The sequence below is a fragment of the Vibrio sp. 10N.286.48.F5 genome (genome assembly GCF_041469785.1).
Taxonomy (GTDB): domain Bacteria; phylum Pseudomonadota; class Gammaproteobacteria; order Enterobacterales; family Vibrionaceae; genus Vibrio; species Vibrio crassostreae_C.
This window is the reverse complement of the sequence record NZ_JBFRLG010000013.1, coordinates 35,513-50,308: the sequence shown is the minus strand read 5'-3', so window position 1 is coordinate 50,308 and position 14,796 is coordinate 35,513. Positions and strand designations below refer to the sequence as shown.

The window sequence follows — 14,796 nt, the reverse complement described above, 5'->3', positions numbered from 1 at the left end:
AAATGGTAGGTATAAAAAAAAGCGACACCCGAAGATGTCGCCTAGCAAAAACCGGTAAAGCCATTCAAATTGAATACCACAGCTTTACCTAAAAGCTATAAATTACACTGGAAGCAATGTGAGCAATGTCGTGTCAAAAAGAACTTAGTACAAGTTCGCGAGAATTCTGTTGGGTAACCAAGTAGATACTTGAGTACTTAACATCCTTGTGAACATTTCCTCATTCCCTAAGACGAAGTTAATAATAATGATTCTCATTTAATAGTCAACAATTAAATGAGAATAAATCTCATTTAATTTATAAACCGTTAACAGCAGTGCTTAAATTTGCTTCAAAAAATGGATTCTATGGTCATTAATGTCTTCTTTTTCTTCAAATCTTTCGATTAGGTAACCGTTTCTCAATAACAGGCGCAACATTGCAGGGAACTGGTTACGAGACTTAACCTTTAACTGTCTGTAGCCCTGCTCTTTCGCCCACTGTTCCTGAACGTCTAATTGCGCCTGTGCAACGCCTTTGTTCCTCGCGAGCGGTGACACGCCACCAAACCAGCTGTAAAAAGTATCTTGATCCAATTCATAGCCGATCTTAAAGCCAAGCAACACGCCAGCTTCTTCAGCCACTAAGATAAGGCTCTTTTTCCCTGCCAGCCGCTCTGACAGAGAAGCGACACTCTCTTTTTTAGCGAACTCAGAGATCTGCTCGACCACAGACACCACTTCTTCTAAAGAACCTTCACGTACGACAACTGACATCTTATTCATCCTTATAAACGAAAGGGCTGGCACAATGGCCAACCCTTTACTGATCACTTAAGTGAGATCTACACGGTTACTTTTCTTTTAAATGCTCAGCAGCTTGTGCGTTATCTTCAGCAAGCCACTCTGCGACATCTTTAGCGAAGTAAGTAAGAATGCCATCAGCGCCAGCACGCTTAAAGCACAACAGTGATTCCATGACGGTTTCGCGCTCTTTCAGCCAGCCGTTTTGAATCGCCGCTTTGTGCATCGCGTATTCACCAGATACTTGGTAAGCAAACGTAGGCGCTTGCAGTTCGTGCTTAACACGACGAACAATATCAAGGTAAGGCATGCCTGGTTTCACCATCACCATGTCCGCACCTTCATTAAGATCCATCGCGACTTCATGAATCGCTTCATCGCTGTTGGCTGGATCCATCTGGTAGTTCTTCTTGTTACCACCTTTCAGGTTCGAAGCACTGCCAACTGCATCACGGAATGGGCCGTAGTAGCACGATGCATATTTTGCAGAGTACGCCATAATCTGAGTATGAATATGGCCCGCTTCTTCTAACGCTTCACGGATCTTACCAATGCGACCATCCATCATATCCGATGGGGCAACTACGTCAGCACCCGCTTCAGCGTGTGATAATGCTTGCTTGATCAAGACTTCAGTCGTCTCGTCATTCATCACGTAACCATCTTCATCGATGATGCCGTCTTGGCCGTGAGTGGTGAACGGGTCTAGTGCTACGTCAGTAATAACGCCAATGTTTGGCACATGCTCTTTTAGTAAACGTACAGCGCGCTGCACCAAACCTTCTGAGTTATGAGCTTCAGCTGCGCATAAACTTTTAGCATCTTGGTTCACGACTGGAAATAGAGCAATCGCAGGAACACCCAGCTTTGACAGGTAATCTGCTTCCTCAAGCATGTAGTCGATCGACAAGCGTTCAACACCTGGCATTGACTCGACAGGCTCGCGGCGGTCTTTACCCATCAGGATAAACATTGGGTAGATTAGATCATCCACAGACAATTGATTTTCTGCCATTAGGCGACGGCTAAAGTCGTGCTTACGCATACGGCGCATACGGCGACCTGGGAATTGACCTTGAATTGAAACAGACACTAGATTCTCCTTGCCTAGTCTAAGCACCGAAATACTTAGATATGAAAAGTGCTAAATACAGGCAAAAGCATATCACTGATGGCTCAGGACGCTAGCAGTAAAATATGAAACCCACTCAAAAATAGGGATAAATGGCAAAAAATGACCTTCTCCTCACACTGCCGTATACTCATGACAACTCAGTAAAGACCGCTTTCAGGACAAAACAATGATCGACACCCATGCTCATATTTACGCTAGTGAATTCGATGAAGACCGCGAACAAGTTGTGCAGCGCGCACTGGCTCAAGGGATTGATACCATTCTATTGCCGAACATCGATTTAGAATCTATCGAACCAATGTTAGCAACGGAAGCGCAGTTTCCTGATGTGTGCCGTTCAATGATGGGCTTACACCCTTGTTATGTGGATGCGAATATCGAGCAAACCCTCAAAACCATTCGAGCTTGGTTTGATAAGCATGACTTTATCGCGGTGGGTGAGATTGGTATCGACTTGTACTGGGATAAAACCTTCAAGGCTGAACAAGAGATGGCGTTTGTGACTCAACTGCAGTGGGCAAAAGAGCTTGATCTACCTGTGGTGATCCACACTCGTGATTCCATTGAAGAGACACTTGCCCTACTTCGTAAAGAACAAGATGGCAGCTTACGCGGGGTATTCCACTGCTTTGGTAGCAGCTTAGAGGAAGCTCAAGCGATCAACGAGCTAGGCTTTCATTTAGGTTTAGGCGGCGTTTCGACCTTTAAGAACTCTGGGATGGACAAGGTGATCCCACATCTCGATATGGATTACGTCATTCTAGAGACAGATTGCCCATACTTGGCACCAACACCGAATCGCGGTAAACGCAATGAACCAGCCTACACAGAATTAGTAGCAAAACGCATCGCCGAATTACGCGGAATTACCCTTGAAGAAGTCGAAAACATAACCACCAAAAATGCTAAGGCATTGTTTAATTTATGACAAATCTATTAATAAGTAATTATTACGGATTTTTCCTGAATTTATTTGAGAAAGCTAAGTGACATGTATAGTATCAACCACCTGCATATAGAGGTAGTTGATTATGTGTGACCATTCACAACACTTACAACGTCAACATCGAACCCTATGGCATAAAATTTTGGGCATCAAAGAGCTCTATATATGTCAGAACTGTGGCTATCAGTTAAAGATTCGATAAACAGACATAATAAAAAAGCGGCCCTAGGCCGCTTTTTTATTATGTGATTTTTACTGAAGCATTCCGAATCAAGATTCAGCTTCTTCCTCTTCATCCGCATCTGGCTTACGTGTATAAAAGCGTGCGAAAAACAGACCAATCTCAAACAGAATACACATTGGAATCGCCAACAGTGTTTGCGAGATCATATCTGGTGGTGTCAGCATCATACCGATGATGAAAGCACCCACCACAATGTAAGGACGCTTTTCAGACAGAGATTGAGGCGTTGTTGCCCCCGTCCAACACAACAAGATAATCGCAACAGGCACTTCAAAGGCAATACCAAAAGCAAAGAACAGCGCGAGTACAAAATCAAGATAGCTTGAGATGTCGGTTGCGAACTCTACTCCCCCTAATGATATGGCCGTAAAAAAGCCAAATACCAACGGGAATACAATAAAGTAAGCGAACGCCACACCACAGTAAAACAGCAATGAACTTGAAGCCAATAGCGGCATGATCAAGCGTTTTTCATGCTTGTATAAACCCGGAGCAACAAAAGCCCACACCTGATACAAAATAAACGGAACCGCGAGGAATATAGACGCGATCAAGGTTAATTTCAGCGGTGTGAAAAATGGCGATGCAACATCGGTTGCGATCATCGTCGCCCCTTCCGGTAGACGATCTACCAAAGGTGCTGATACGAATTCATAAATATCATTAGCAAAATAAATTAGCCCGACAAATATCACTAGCACCGCGACAATCGCACGTAGTAGGCGATTACGTAGTTCTAGAAGGTGGCTAATTAAAGGCTGTGTCTGCTCAGTCGAAGACATGTCAAACCTCTTAAACAGGAAGATCGAAAAGGAGCCGCGCGTGTATCTATCCAGTTGAATTGGTATCCACTTGAATAGTTATTTACTTGAATAGATATCTATTTAAACATCTAGCGAATCAAGTATCCGGCGACTCCTCCTTGCGAGACTATTCGGCTTTCTTATCTGACGGTGCTGAAGCTTCGCTGTTGACCTGAATGGTTTCAGATTCCACAGTTTCCATGACACTAGGTTTAGTCTCACTTGGCTTATCAGACTCAGGCTTAGCATACGGACGTTGAACCTCAGCAGCGGCCTGCTTGAGTTCATCGACTGACGCTTTAAGGTCTGGAGATAAATCTTCCATACCCATTTTTTCCGCCTTGCGTAGGTTTTCTTGCAGCTCTTGCACCTTAAGCTCATGAGAAAGTTCATCTTTCACACTGTTTGCCATGCTTTTCGCTTGTCCAACAAACTTGGAAATACTGCGAATCGCCACGGGCAAACGCTCAGGCCCTAAAACCACTAACCCAACGACAGATATTAATACCAGTTCCCAAAAACCGATATCAAACACGATTTACGCCTGCTCTTTGTCTTTCTTTGTTTCAGCAGTTGTTTCAGCGTGAGCTTCTGTCTTCTGCTGTTCAATATTCTTTGGTTCGAAGTCTGCATCTTTCTTATCTGCAGGCTTGTCTTCATCGCTCATCGCTTTTTTGAAGCCTTTAACCGCTGAACCTAAGTCACCACCCATACCGCGCAGTTTCTTTGTTCCGAATAGCAAAATTACAATTACAGCAATGATTAGAAGTTGCCAAATACTGATACCACCCATTGTCATTGTCCTCGGGTCTGTCTACACATAAAAATATTAAGAGAGTCTACTGTCTAACGACGGTAAGCTCGCCAACTAAGCAACCAAAATGTGACACCTGCGATGCCACAGCCCATAGATAGCTGCTCATAAGGGCTTGAAACTAATATTGCGGAGCATACGACTAAAGTGGCTCCAACGCCAAACAAAAACTTTCCAGTTGCTTGCTGACGCTTACTATCTCGGTAACCTTGATAAAGCTGATCCATTCTGTGGTTCATCGCTTTACCTTGGCGCAAGCTGTCATAAAGTAGCTCTGGCAGCTCTGGCAGTTTTTCTGCCCAGAATGGCGCACGCTCTTTTACTGCGTTGATCACAGCTTGCGGCCCCACCTGATTCATCATCCAGGTTTCAAGGAAAGGCTTCGCCGTTGCCCACAAATCAAGTTGCGGATACAGCTGACGACCTAGGCCTTCGACATACAACAAGGTCTTTTGCAGAAGCACCAACTGAGGTTGAACCTCCATGTTGAAACGTCTTGCTGTATTAAATAAGTTTAGCAACACATGGCCAAATGAGATCTCGCCAAGTGGTTTTGCAAAGATTGGCTCACACACCATACGGATCGCGAACTCAAAATCATTGACGTTAGTGTCGTGTGGCACCCACCCCGAATCAACGTGTAGCTCAGCAACTTTACGGTAATCTCGATTGAAGAAAGCCAACAAGTTCTCTGCTAAATAGCGCTTATCTTCGCTATTGAGCGTACCAACAATGCCACAATCCAAACCAATCCACTGAGGGTTATCTGGATTCTCTGGGTTAACAAATACGTTGCCCGGGTGCATGTCTGCATGGAAAAAGCTATCTCGGAATACTTGGGTGAAGAATACCGTCACACCGCGTTCCGCGAGCAATTTCATGTTGGTGCCGTTGGCTTCTAGCGTCTCAATATCGGAGACTTGAATACCATAGATTCGCTCTGACACCATCAGGGTTTCGCTGCTTAGATCAGGGATAACCTCTGGAACATACAGCTCTTCACTGCCTTCAAAATTACGTCGCAGTTGAATGGCATTGGCCGCCTCACGGCGCAGGTCGAGTTCATCAAGTAACGTTTTCTCGTACTCGTGAACCACTTCAACCGGTTTCAAACGACGTGCTTCAGGAAGCGACTTAGCGACTATACGCGCCATTCGGTGCATCAGTTTTAGATCTGCGTCAATCACCGGGCGAATATCAGGTCGAATTACCTTCAGAACAATCTCACGACCGCTCTCTTTAAGCTTTGCGGTATGCACCTGAGCGATAGAAGCAGAAGCCAGTGGCTCGATGTCAAAGTCGGTAAACCAGTTATCTAAACTGCCACCCAGTGCCTTTTCCATATCTTGCTTGGCCAATGCACCATCAAATGGAGCGACTTGGTCTTGCAACAACGCCAATTGATCAGCGATATGAGGAGGGAACAGATCACGACGTGTCGACATCATTTGACCAAACTTGATCCACACTGGCCCAAGTTCTTGCAGCGCAAGGCGTAAGCGATGACCCAACTCTTTATCTTGATGCTTGTTCTTAAGCCAAAACAGTGACTTTCGCGCCAGTAAAGGAGCTTTAGTCAAATGGTGCTCAGGCATCAATTCATCAAGGCCGTACTCTAACTGTACCTTGATAATATGATAAAGACGTTTCAGTTCTGTTGGGGTCATATTTTCTCCAACAGAGCGTTCAACTTAGCTTCAAGGCGAGCTACCGAGCTTTTTACGTCATCAACCTGATCGCAAAAATGCACCACTTCTAACGGAGCCGGTGCAATCTTCCACTCTTCTGTCAGAACCTGAGCAACATGGTTTTGATGCTTAGTTGCTTGCTTCGCCACAAAACCACCGACGTTTTTAACGCCTTGTACCAAGGTATGCGCAACCACATCGCCCGTTACGCGCGATAGCCACTCTTCTAAGTCCGGCTTGCAGTCTGTCATCAGCTGAGCAAATTTTTGTGCGAGTTGAATGTCACCCTCTAAGATCAGCTTATCTTGCTTGATCAGCTTGGTGATGTTCGATTGCTCACGCAGTTCAGGCAGTACCGATAGGTTCAAAGATAGGTAGCAATCAGGCTGCCCTTCATATTCAGACAACACATCAATCTGTTGGCTGAAAACGAAAGTGAGAGTTTTATTCAGCTCTTTCAAATTAACTTGAATGATCTGCCCCTTTAAACGAGACAAACGACGAACCAAGGCTGGATCATCGTTCACGAAAGTATTTAAAGAGGTTTCAATAACCGCGGTGACCAATGGATCAAATGGCATGACTGTCCTTACCTTTGAAAACGGATAAGCCTTAACCTATCCGTTCTGTCTTTATTCTTATTGTTTAGCACGCCCTAAGAGCCTACTACCAAGTTCGACTAGAACTTGTAACCGCGGTGCAGCGCAACAATACCGCCCGTTAGGTTGAAGTATTTAGTATTCTCGAAACCCGCGTCTTGCATCATGCCTTCCAAGGTTTCTTGGTTAGGGTGCATGCGGATTGATTCTGCAAGGTAACGATAGCTGTCTGCGTCGTTGGCAATCAGCTCACCCATTTTTGGCAACAGGTGGAAAGAGTAGGCATCGTAAACCTTTGATAGTGGCTCAAGCACTGGCTTAGAAAACTCAAGAACCAACAGACGGCCACCCGGCTTAAGTACGCGGTACATAGAACGCAGCGCTTGGTCTTTATCGGTTACGTTACGCAGACAGAAGCTGATCGTAATGCAATCGAAGTAGTTATCTGGGAATGGCAACTCTTCAGCGTTCGCTTGTACGTAGTGTACGTTGCCAACAATGCCGCTATCACGCAGCTTATCACGGCCAACATTCAGCATTGAGTTGTTGATATCAGCAAGAACCACGTGGCCTTTTTCACCAACGATACGCGAGAATTTCGCAGTAAGGTCGCCAGTACCACCACCAAGATCTAGGATACGCTGACCAGGGCGAACGCCACTGCAATCAATCGTGAATCGCTTCCACAAGCGGTGAACACCACCCGACATTAAGTCATTCATGATGTCGTATTTAGCGGCTACAGAGTGAAATACCTCTGCTACTTTCGCGACTTTTTCGTCTTTCGCGACTGTTTCGAAACCAAAGTGTGTGGTTTCTGACTCTACTGCTGAATTTGTCTGCACGCTTGTGTCCATAATGCTGTTATCTACCATGGTAAGTTCTCATCGACAGCGCTCTTTGTGTTTAGAGGCGCTGCGGCCGATTAGTTTACTTTATCCTCAGCAGGTTGTCTTTCTACTAAGGAGGCATTTTCTGAAAAAGCCTCATTTTGCGCCATTTCAGCCAAACCAATCGAGATCGGTTTCTTCACTTCAACACCCAATTGCTTGAAGCTTTCGGCCTGACGAATCACGTTGCCACGGCCTGTTACTAGCTTATTCATCGCACCTTGATAGCTTTGGTTGGCTCTATCTAACGAGCTACCAAGGCCTTCCATATCGTCCACAAACAAGCGCAGTTTGTCGTAAAGCTTACTTGCACGCTCTGCGATGACTTGAGCGTTCTGGTTCTGTCTTTCATTACGCCACAGGTTATCAATGGTACGCAGTGCCACCAGCAAAGTGGTTGGGCTGACCAAGATGATGTTTTGCTCCATCGCGTCTTTCACCAAGCTAGGGTCGGCTTGAATAGCGACTTGGAATGCTGGCTCAACCGGGATAAACATCAACACGTAATCCAAGCTTTGGATGCCTTTGAGCTGATGATAATCTTTCTGGCTCAAACCTTTGATGTGCGCTCTTAACGACACCAAGTGATCACGCAATGCAGCATCACGCTGCTGGTCGGTTTCGGCATTGAAGTAGCGTTCAAATGCCACCAGCGCCATTTTTGAATCGACCACCACTTGCTTGTCTTGTGGCAGATGCACAATCACATCCGGTTGATAACGCTTGCCCGCATCGTTTTGCAGGTTCACTTGCGTTTGGTATTCGTGGCCTTCGCGCAGTCCTGATTCAGCAAGCACGCGAGCCAGCACCACCTCGCCCCAGTTACCTTGTTGTTTGTTGTCACCCTTTAGCGCTTGAGTCAGGTTCACCGCTTCACGCGTCATACTCTCATTAAGACGCTGCAGGTTTTTAAGCTCATGCACCAAAGTATGACGCTCTTTGGCTTCTTGGCTGAAGCTGTCGTTAACCTGCTTTTTAAAACCTTCTAGCTGTTCTCTCAAAGGTGACAACAAACCTTCTAGGCTCTGCTTGTTCTGCTGATCAACCTTGGCGGTTTTGGTTTCAAACAGTTGATTCGCTAACAGTTCAAACTGCTGCTTAAGTCGTGATTCAGCTTGCTCTAGCAACTGCAGCTTTTCGCTATTGGCGAGGTTTTCTTGGTCATGCCTTGCTTCTTGCTCGCGCAGCTCGGCTTCTAATTCAGACTTATGATCTTTAAGCACATTGATCTCATCAGCGTACTGCTGGCGCTCTTGCTTTACCGCCTCAAAGTAACGCAGTTTTTCCATTGCAGCCATCACCTTACCGTGCGCCTGCTTGAGCTCGAATGCCGCTTTGTCTCGGTCATCATCTAACTCATCGAGCTCTTGTTGCGCCTCTGCGAGTGATGCTTTGAGCTGAGCTTGCTGAGATTCATGCAACAAACGATCGGACTCTAGCTGCTGCTCGAGCAATCGCTGCTGAAAAGAGAGCTTCTGTTTAATCCACCAACCCACGACACCGCCGCTGACGAGCGCGCCAGAAATTGCAGCAATAAGCGTTGCCTGATGTTCGATAATCCATTGCATGATAATGATTTAGCCTAATTTGAAATAACTCATTAAATGGTATTTTGATACTGGATAAATGTCCAGTTTGCCGTATTAAAATTCGACAGATAGACTAGGCGCTCCGTATTCTGTCCCATCAAATTAGAATGAGTTGCCATGAACGAACGTCGTGCCTTGGGCTTTGGCCTTTCCGCAGTACTGCTGTGGTCAACGGTCGCTACTGCTTTTAAGCTGACCCTTGCTGAGTTTTCACCGATTCAAATGCTGACCATTGCCAGTATTGTGTCGTCGATGGCGCTGATCGCAGTCTGCGCCTTTCAAGGTAAGCTCTCTCAGCTGAGTACAACGTTCCTTTCAAACCCTTGGTATTACCTGCTGCTCGGCTTGGTTAACCCATTGGCTTATTACCTGATTCTATTCAAAGCCTACGACCTGCTGCCCGCTTCTCAAGCTCAAGCCATCAACTACAGCTGGGCTATCACGCTAACCTTAATGGCGGCGGTTTTTCTGGGGCAAAAGATTCGTAAGCAAGATTGGATTGCGTGTACCTTCAGCTATGCGGGTGTGGTAGTTATTGCCACCAAAGGCGATGTGTTAGGCATGCAGTTCGATAGCCCACTCGGTGTGGCACTGGCGCTGCTTTCTACTCTGCTTTGGGCAGGATATTGGATTCTCAACACCAAAAACAAGGCTGACCCAGTGGTTGGCGTACTGCTTGGTTTCTTAGTGGCATTACCTTTCGCGATCGGTTTAACCCTTTTTGAAGGCGAGAGCTTTAGCCAAATCACAGCGAAAGGTTGGATGGCCGTAACTTATGTTGGCCTGTTCGAGATGGGCATTACCTTTGTCTTGTGGCTATCAGCACTGAAGCTGACCAACAACACAGCGCGTATCAGCAATCTGATTTTTGCGTCACCGTTTATCTCGTTGATGCTACTTTCGACCATCATTGGTGAAGATATTCACCCAGCGACCCTGTTTGGCTTGGTACTTATCATTGCCGGCCTTGTTATCCAGCAGATCAAATGGGGAAAGAAGAAAAACAACCTCAGCCCTGAAAGTTAATGCCCAGAAAGATTAGGATTATCGCACTACGCGACTTCCCGAATTATCAACGATAACAAGCTTTGAATACAAAAATGGCGAGTCCTATGACTCGCCATTTTTATTTTAATTATTAAGCATCTACCTCTAGAGTCATGTTAGTTCCCTAATATTTCACTGAAGTCATTTTCAGCGAATAACCCCAACACCTCCGATATTCAAAAACACCACATCAAAAAGTTCGATATAGATTGCTATAAGTTTTACTAATAAGACTATTACGCATCCAACTAGGTAATACGACACCGTCATGATTATATGTTATAAAAATGTTACCTAAGGAAATGACGTGTCCCTATTACAAGAACTAGAAGAGTGGCTACCAGAAATGGTAGAAATTAGACGAAATATTCATCAACACCCAGAACTGGGTTTTGAAGAGCACAACACACAAAGTATGGTAATCGCCAAGCTCAAGGAATATGGCGTTGAACAAATAGACTCTCGCTTTGGAGGAACAGGCGTTGTTGCGGTTATCCAAGGGGAACTCGGTGACGGAAAAACTTTAGGTTTAAGAGCCGATCTGGACGCATTGCCGATCCACGAAGAAAACAACTTTTCTCACCGTTCTTGTCAGGCCAGAAAAATGCACGCATGTGGGCATGATGGACATACCACAATGCTGCTATATGCAGCAAAATACCTCGCAAAAAACCGTCAATTTAATGGTAAAGCCGTACTCATTTTTCAACCCGCTGAAGAAGGCGTTGGTGGCGCGCAAAAAATGCTTCAGGATGGCTTACTTGAGTGCTATCCATTAGATGCATGTTACGCACTTCATAACATGCCAGGAATACCAGAAGGGCATTTCGCATTCAAAGAAGGACCGATCATGGCAAGTTCCGATCGTCTCTTTATTCAGATTAATGGCAAAAGTGGGCATGCGGGCCTACCACAAAACACTCAAGATCCTTTATTAGTTGCGACCCATATCTATCAAGGTATACAAGGCTTAGTTAGTCGAACTTATAGCCCGTTTGAACCGCTTGTCGTTTCAGTCACACAGTTACATTGCGGTGAGACAACTAACGCTATCGCTGATACCGCTCAAATGAGTGGCACCTTCAGAACTCTCTCCCAAAATGTGCGAGACCGCTTGGTCTCTCAACTTGATACTTTGGTTTCTCACACTGCCATGGCTTTCGACATGACCGCACAATTCTCCCTAGGTCCAATATCTCACCCACCCACCGTCAACAGCTTCCCCGAAGTCGAGACAGCAGTGAAAGCCGCCTCTTCAGTCGTTGGTAATGATCAGGTTAACGCAACATGTGAGGCTTTATTAGCCAGCGAAGACTTTTCTTTTTTTCTAGACCAAGTACCGGGATGTTATGGGTTCATCGGCAACGGATTAACCATCAATGGAGAAACGATAGGCTTGCACCACAAGAACTACGATTTCAATGATCGAGTGTTACCGACCGGAGCCGCATACTTCATCTCTCTACTTCAACAAAACTAGCTCATAAAAATTAGCACAGGGGTCACGGTGACCCTCAATAATCACAGGAGTGTGAAATGTCAGGTTTACTAGATCAAAAACAACTCCCTCAGAAAGTCAGCATAATTGATCGTATTGAGAAGTTTGGTGACCGAATACCCCATCCATTCTATATGTTTATTACCTTATGCTTAGCGGTCATATTCTTGTCTTGGATAGTGTCGACTTTTGGTGGGAATATAGCGCACCCTTTGAGCGGAGATGAAATCAAAGTAAAGAACCTGCTCAGTGGCGAAGGGTTTGTGTACATTCTAAATTCAGCTGTATCAAATTTTATCGCGTTTAAACCTCTTGGTTTGGTACTTTGCATGATGCTCGCGGTAGGGCTTGTTCAAGAAGTAGGATTAGCAGACTCAGCAATTAAACAATCGCTTTTAAACGCACCCAAAAATTTCGTAACTGCCTCTATATTTCTAACCGGGATCATCGGTAACTTAGCATCTGATGCGGCGTTTATCTTAGTGCCTCCTTTAGCTGGCATCATTTTCTCTGCGACCAATCGAAACCCTGTCGTAGGAATTGCTGCTGGCTTTGTTGCTGTGGCCGCAGGCTTTACTGCCAACGTATTTATCGCAGGAACGGATGTTTTACTCTCCGGTATTTCAACAGAAGCTGCCCGCATTGTTGAACCTGTAGAAGTTAGCCCCGCGGCTAACTGGTACTTCATGCTTCTTTCGGTACCTCTCTTGGTCATACTTGGAACACTTATAACAGACAAATACATAGAACCGCGATTTGATAAGCAAACAAAACGCTCTGCCGAAGAGTCTCCACTGAGCACTGAAAAACCTGAGAAATATAGTGTCACCGACATTCAAAAACGAGCTTTAAAATGGTCTGGGTACGCATCAATTGTTTTTATCCTAGGAATGGTGGCGCTACTACTTCCAAGTGATTCGCCATTGAAAAACGCCGATGGCGGCTTAGTTCCATCTCCCTTCCTTGCTGGCATAATCCCAATAATTATGGCGTTTTTCATTATGAATGCCGTGGTTTACGGTGTAAAAGCTGGAGAGATAAAGAAAGCGAGTGATGTGCCCGATCTGATGGCGAAGTCATTGCATGGTATTGGGGGTTACATCGTCTTAGTTTTTGTTATTGCCCAATTTATTGCTTGGTTTAATTGGTCTAACTTGGCTATATTTTTCGCTGTGAATGGCGCTGAAATGCTCGCTCAGGTTGAAGTGCCAAAGCTATTAATGTTAGCCATGTTTATGATACTTGCAGGGTTCATGAACCTGATTGTTTTCAGTGGTTCGGCTCAATGGGCAATCATGGCCCCAGTCTTTATTCCACTATTCATGCTACTGGATATATCACCTGAATATACTCAGATGGCTTACCGAATCGCAGACTCAACAACCAATATTATATCTCCAACAAACCCTTACGTGCCGATGGTATTAGCGTTGATAGCCAAATATAACCCCAACGTAAAATTCGGTACATTTCTAGCTATGATGGTCCCATATGCATTCTTTCTATTTACAATCTGGGGAGCTGTATTCTTGACCTACACTATGCTAGGTCTACCTGTTGGACCTATGTAGACCGCGTAAACTACAGTTTGAGACTGACTTGCTTTCTGAGCATTAGATTAAACTCATCGATGATCTGTCGGTGAGTTTCTTTTCTTGTAATTAGCCCAATTGAACGATATTGAATTGGTTTTACTATTGGGATAAATCTCAAGTTCTCATGAGCATGTAATGAAGCGATGGTTGAGGATAAAATAGCAGAACCTAAACCGCTATCGATCATACCAAGCAATGTTGAAGTGTGTGACGCACTAATTTCAGGATCATAGGTAAGACCTGCTCGCATAAATGCCTGGTCAGCAAGTGTTCTTAAACTATTTCCTGGACTGATACCAATAGAAGCATACTGATGAGCCTGCTTCCAGTTAACCTCACTCTCTGCACTCAAGTGATGAGCCTTATTACAGGTAAAGCATAAGTGATCACGAAACAGCAGTTCAAAATTTAGTTCCGAGTTATTAGGGGGAGTACCAATACCTATATCCGCACGTCCTTCTAGAACTGAATTATGGATATCATTAACTCGCTCCTCAATTAACCGAAACGAAAAAGATGGGTGCGTTCTTTTCAGCTCACTGATGGTTTTCGGAACCAATGAAGAACACATTGAATACAAAGACGAGATAACCAGCGTTCGATGGTAGCCTTGCTGACGAGCTTTATTTTCCAACTCCCACTTATCCAAACGGTTAACAATGAACAAAGCTTCTTGATAGAACGTACGACCAGTTTCAGTTAGCAGTATTTTTCGGCCTCTTTTCTCAATAAGTTCTGAGGCAGTTTGTACCGCAAGTTTTTGCATCATTTGGCTCAATGCAGATTGCGTAATGTGTATTTGTTCAGCCGCGGCTGTAAAACTTTTAGTTTCAGCAAGAGTAATAAACGCTTTAAGTTGTCGATAACTCACATCCATAAGACTGACACCACCTTAAGTATTTTCTTTGCACAAAGTTATCGATTACGAAACATCAATAAGAAGACTCACAATATAAGATTCACACAAAGCGATAGAGTCAGTTCAGCGTCATGGGTTGCTACAATGTGTGTGGCTTCTCATTAAAAATCATATCAAGCAGAAAGTTTTACAACCGTTCTGTGCCCTTCCAATTTAGAGTGCGAAGTGACTAAGGAGTTGGACTTTACTGATGCTTATGGTTGTTCAGTGTTCCATGAGATGTGAGGTGCGTTAACAGTTTAGCGT

At 44.8% G+C, this 14,796-nt stretch carries 14 protein-coding genes; 4 read left to right on the top strand and 10 right to left on the bottom strand.

Going from position 1 to position 14,796, the window contains the following annotated elements; genetic code table 11:
- Nucleotides 1-321 precede the first annotated feature (321 nt).
- Nucleotides 322-756 (bottom strand): GNAT family N-acetyltransferase, encoded by a 435-nt coding sequence (locus AB4185_RS09685; protein WP_017063054.1) that lies wholly within the window; start codon nucleotides 754-756, stop codon nucleotides 322-324.
- A 76-nt stretch (nucleotides 757-832) separates the two neighbouring features.
- Complete coding sequence (gene hemB / locus AB4185_RS09680) at nucleotides 833-1,876, bottom strand: porphobilinogen synthase (protein WP_017060158.1); 1,044 nt, start codon at nucleotides 1,874-1,876, stop codon at nucleotides 833-835.
- 208 nt (nucleotides 1,877-2,084) lie between these two features.
- Between hemB and AB4185_RS09675 the strand changes: the two genes are divergently transcribed.
- Nucleotides 2,085-2,846, top strand: coding sequence for a TatD family hydrolase (locus AB4185_RS09675; RefSeq protein WP_017063053.1), 762 nt, complete (start codon nucleotides 2,085-2,087; stop codon nucleotides 2,844-2,846).
- Between the two features lie 288 nt (nucleotides 2,847-3,134).
- Here the strand turns inward: AB4185_RS09675 and tatC are convergent, their stop codons facing one another.
- The 7 genes from tatC to rmuC all read right to left on the bottom strand — a co-directional run bounded on the left by tatC (nucleotide 3,135) and on the right by rmuC (nucleotide 9,470).
- On the bottom strand, nucleotides 3,135-3,890 hold the full coding sequence (tatC, locus tag AB4185_RS09670; RefSeq protein ID WP_017060156.1) for a twin-arginine translocase subunit TatC: 756 nt from the start codon (nucleotides 3,888-3,890) through the stop codon (nucleotides 3,135-3,137).
- A gap of 148 nt (nucleotides 3,891-4,038) precedes the next feature.
- Nucleotides 4,039-4,446: a Sec-independent protein translocase protein TatB gene (tatB, locus tag AB4185_RS09665; protein ID WP_017060155.1), complete on the bottom strand. Its 408-nt coding sequence runs from the start codon at nucleotides 4,444-4,446 to the stop codon at nucleotides 4,039-4,041.
- Nucleotides 4,447-4,449: 3 nt separating this feature from the next.
- Nucleotides 4,450-4,704 (bottom strand): Sec-independent protein translocase subunit TatA, encoded by a 255-nt coding sequence (tatA, locus tag AB4185_RS09660; RefSeq protein WP_017060154.1) that lies wholly within the window; start codon nucleotides 4,702-4,704, stop codon nucleotides 4,450-4,452.
- 53 nt (nucleotides 4,705-4,757) lie between these two features.
- Nucleotides 4,758-6,392: a ubiquinone biosynthesis regulatory protein kinase UbiB gene (ubiB, locus tag AB4185_RS09655; RefSeq protein ID WP_372135388.1), complete on the bottom strand. Its 1,635-nt coding sequence runs from the start codon at nucleotides 6,390-6,392 to the stop codon at nucleotides 4,758-4,760.
- On the bottom strand, nucleotides 6,389-6,994 hold the full coding sequence (locus AB4185_RS09650) for an SCP2 domain-containing protein (protein ID WP_019350537.1): 606 nt from the start codon (nucleotides 6,992-6,994) through the stop codon (nucleotides 6,389-6,391). The genes ubiB and AB4185_RS09650 overlap by 4 nt, the downstream gene beginning before the upstream one ends.
- A gap of 98 nt (nucleotides 6,995-7,092) precedes the next feature.
- Nucleotides 7,093-7,872, bottom strand: coding sequence for a bifunctional demethylmenaquinone methyltransferase/2-methoxy-6-polyprenyl-1,4-benzoquinol methylase UbiE (gene ubiE, locus AB4185_RS09645; protein ID WP_029235100.1), 780 nt, complete (start codon nucleotides 7,870-7,872; stop codon nucleotides 7,093-7,095).
- A 65-nt stretch (nucleotides 7,873-7,937) separates the two neighbouring features.
- A complete protein-coding gene (rmuC, locus tag AB4185_RS09640; protein WP_171732309.1) occupies nucleotides 7,938-9,470 on the bottom strand; it encodes a DNA recombination protein RmuC in 1,533 nt (510 codons plus the stop codon).
- A gap of 138 nt (nucleotides 9,471-9,608) precedes the next feature.
- Between rmuC and AB4185_RS09635 the strand changes: the two genes are divergently transcribed.
- The 3 genes from AB4185_RS09635 (at nucleotide 9,609) to AB4185_RS09625 (ending at nucleotide 13,607) form a co-directional block, all read left to right on the top strand.
- A complete protein-coding gene (locus AB4185_RS09635) occupies nucleotides 9,609-10,517 on the top strand; it encodes a DMT family transporter (protein WP_372135387.1) in 909 nt (302 codons plus the stop codon).
- A 328-nt stretch (nucleotides 10,518-10,845) separates the two neighbouring features.
- Nucleotides 10,846-12,018 carry an amidohydrolase gene (locus tag AB4185_RS09630; RefSeq protein WP_372135386.1) on the top strand — a complete coding sequence of 391 codons (1,173 nt, stop codon included), beginning with the start codon at nucleotides 10,846-10,848 and terminating at the stop codon, nucleotides 12,016-12,018.
- A 56-nt stretch (nucleotides 12,019-12,074) separates the two neighbouring features.
- On the top strand, nucleotides 12,075-13,607 hold the full coding sequence (locus AB4185_RS09625; protein ID WP_372135385.1) for an AbgT family transporter: 1,533 nt from the start codon (nucleotides 12,075-12,077) through the stop codon (nucleotides 13,605-13,607).
- Nucleotides 13,608-13,617: 10 nt separating this feature from the next.
- Here the strand turns inward: AB4185_RS09625 and AB4185_RS09620 are convergent, their stop codons facing one another.
- Nucleotides 13,618-14,508 carry a LysR family transcriptional regulator gene (locus tag AB4185_RS09620; protein WP_017079352.1) on the bottom strand — a complete coding sequence of 297 codons (891 nt, stop codon included), beginning with the start codon at nucleotides 14,506-14,508 and terminating at the stop codon, nucleotides 13,618-13,620.
- Nucleotides 14,509-14,796: the final 288 nt, after the last annotated feature.

Excerpts from the sequence above, each read along its gene's own strand:
- AB4185_RS09685 (WP_017063054.1), bottom strand. The coding sequence starts at position 756 with ATGTCAGTTGTCGTACGTGAAGGTTCTTTAGAAGAAGTGGTGTCTGTG.
- ubiB (WP_372135388.1), bottom strand. The coding sequence starts at position 6,392 with ATGACCCCAACAGAACTGAAACGTCTTTATCATATTATCAAGGTACAG.
- AB4185_RS09620 (WP_017079352.1), bottom strand. The coding sequence starts at position 14,508 with ATGGATGTGAGTTATCGACAACTTAAAGCGTTTATTACTCTTGCTGAA.
- rmuC (WP_171732309.1), bottom strand. The coding sequence starts at position 9,470 with ATGCAATGGATTATCGAACATCAGGCAACGCTTATTGCTGCAATTTCT.
- AB4185_RS09675 (WP_017063053.1), top strand. The coding sequence starts at position 2,085 with ATGATCGACACCCATGCTCATATTTACGCTAGTGAATTCGATGAAGAC.
- AB4185_RS09635 (WP_372135387.1), top strand. The coding sequence starts at position 9,609 with ATGAACGAACGTCGTGCCTTGGGCTTTGGCCTTTCCGCAGTACTGCTG.
- tatC (WP_017060156.1), bottom strand. The coding sequence starts at position 3,890 with ATGTCTTCGACTGAGCAGACACAGCCTTTAATTAGCCACCTTCTAGAA.
- AB4185_RS09650 (WP_019350537.1), bottom strand. The coding sequence starts at position 6,994 with ATGCCATTTGATCCATTGGTCACCGCGGTTATTGAAACCTCTTTAAAT.
- AB4185_RS09625 (WP_372135385.1), top strand. The coding sequence starts at position 12,075 with ATGTCAGGTTTACTAGATCAAAAACAACTCCCTCAGAAAGTCAGCATA.
- tatA (WP_017060154.1), bottom strand. The coding sequence starts at position 4,704 with ATGGGTGGTATCAGTATTTGGCAACTTCTAATCATTGCTGTAATTGTA.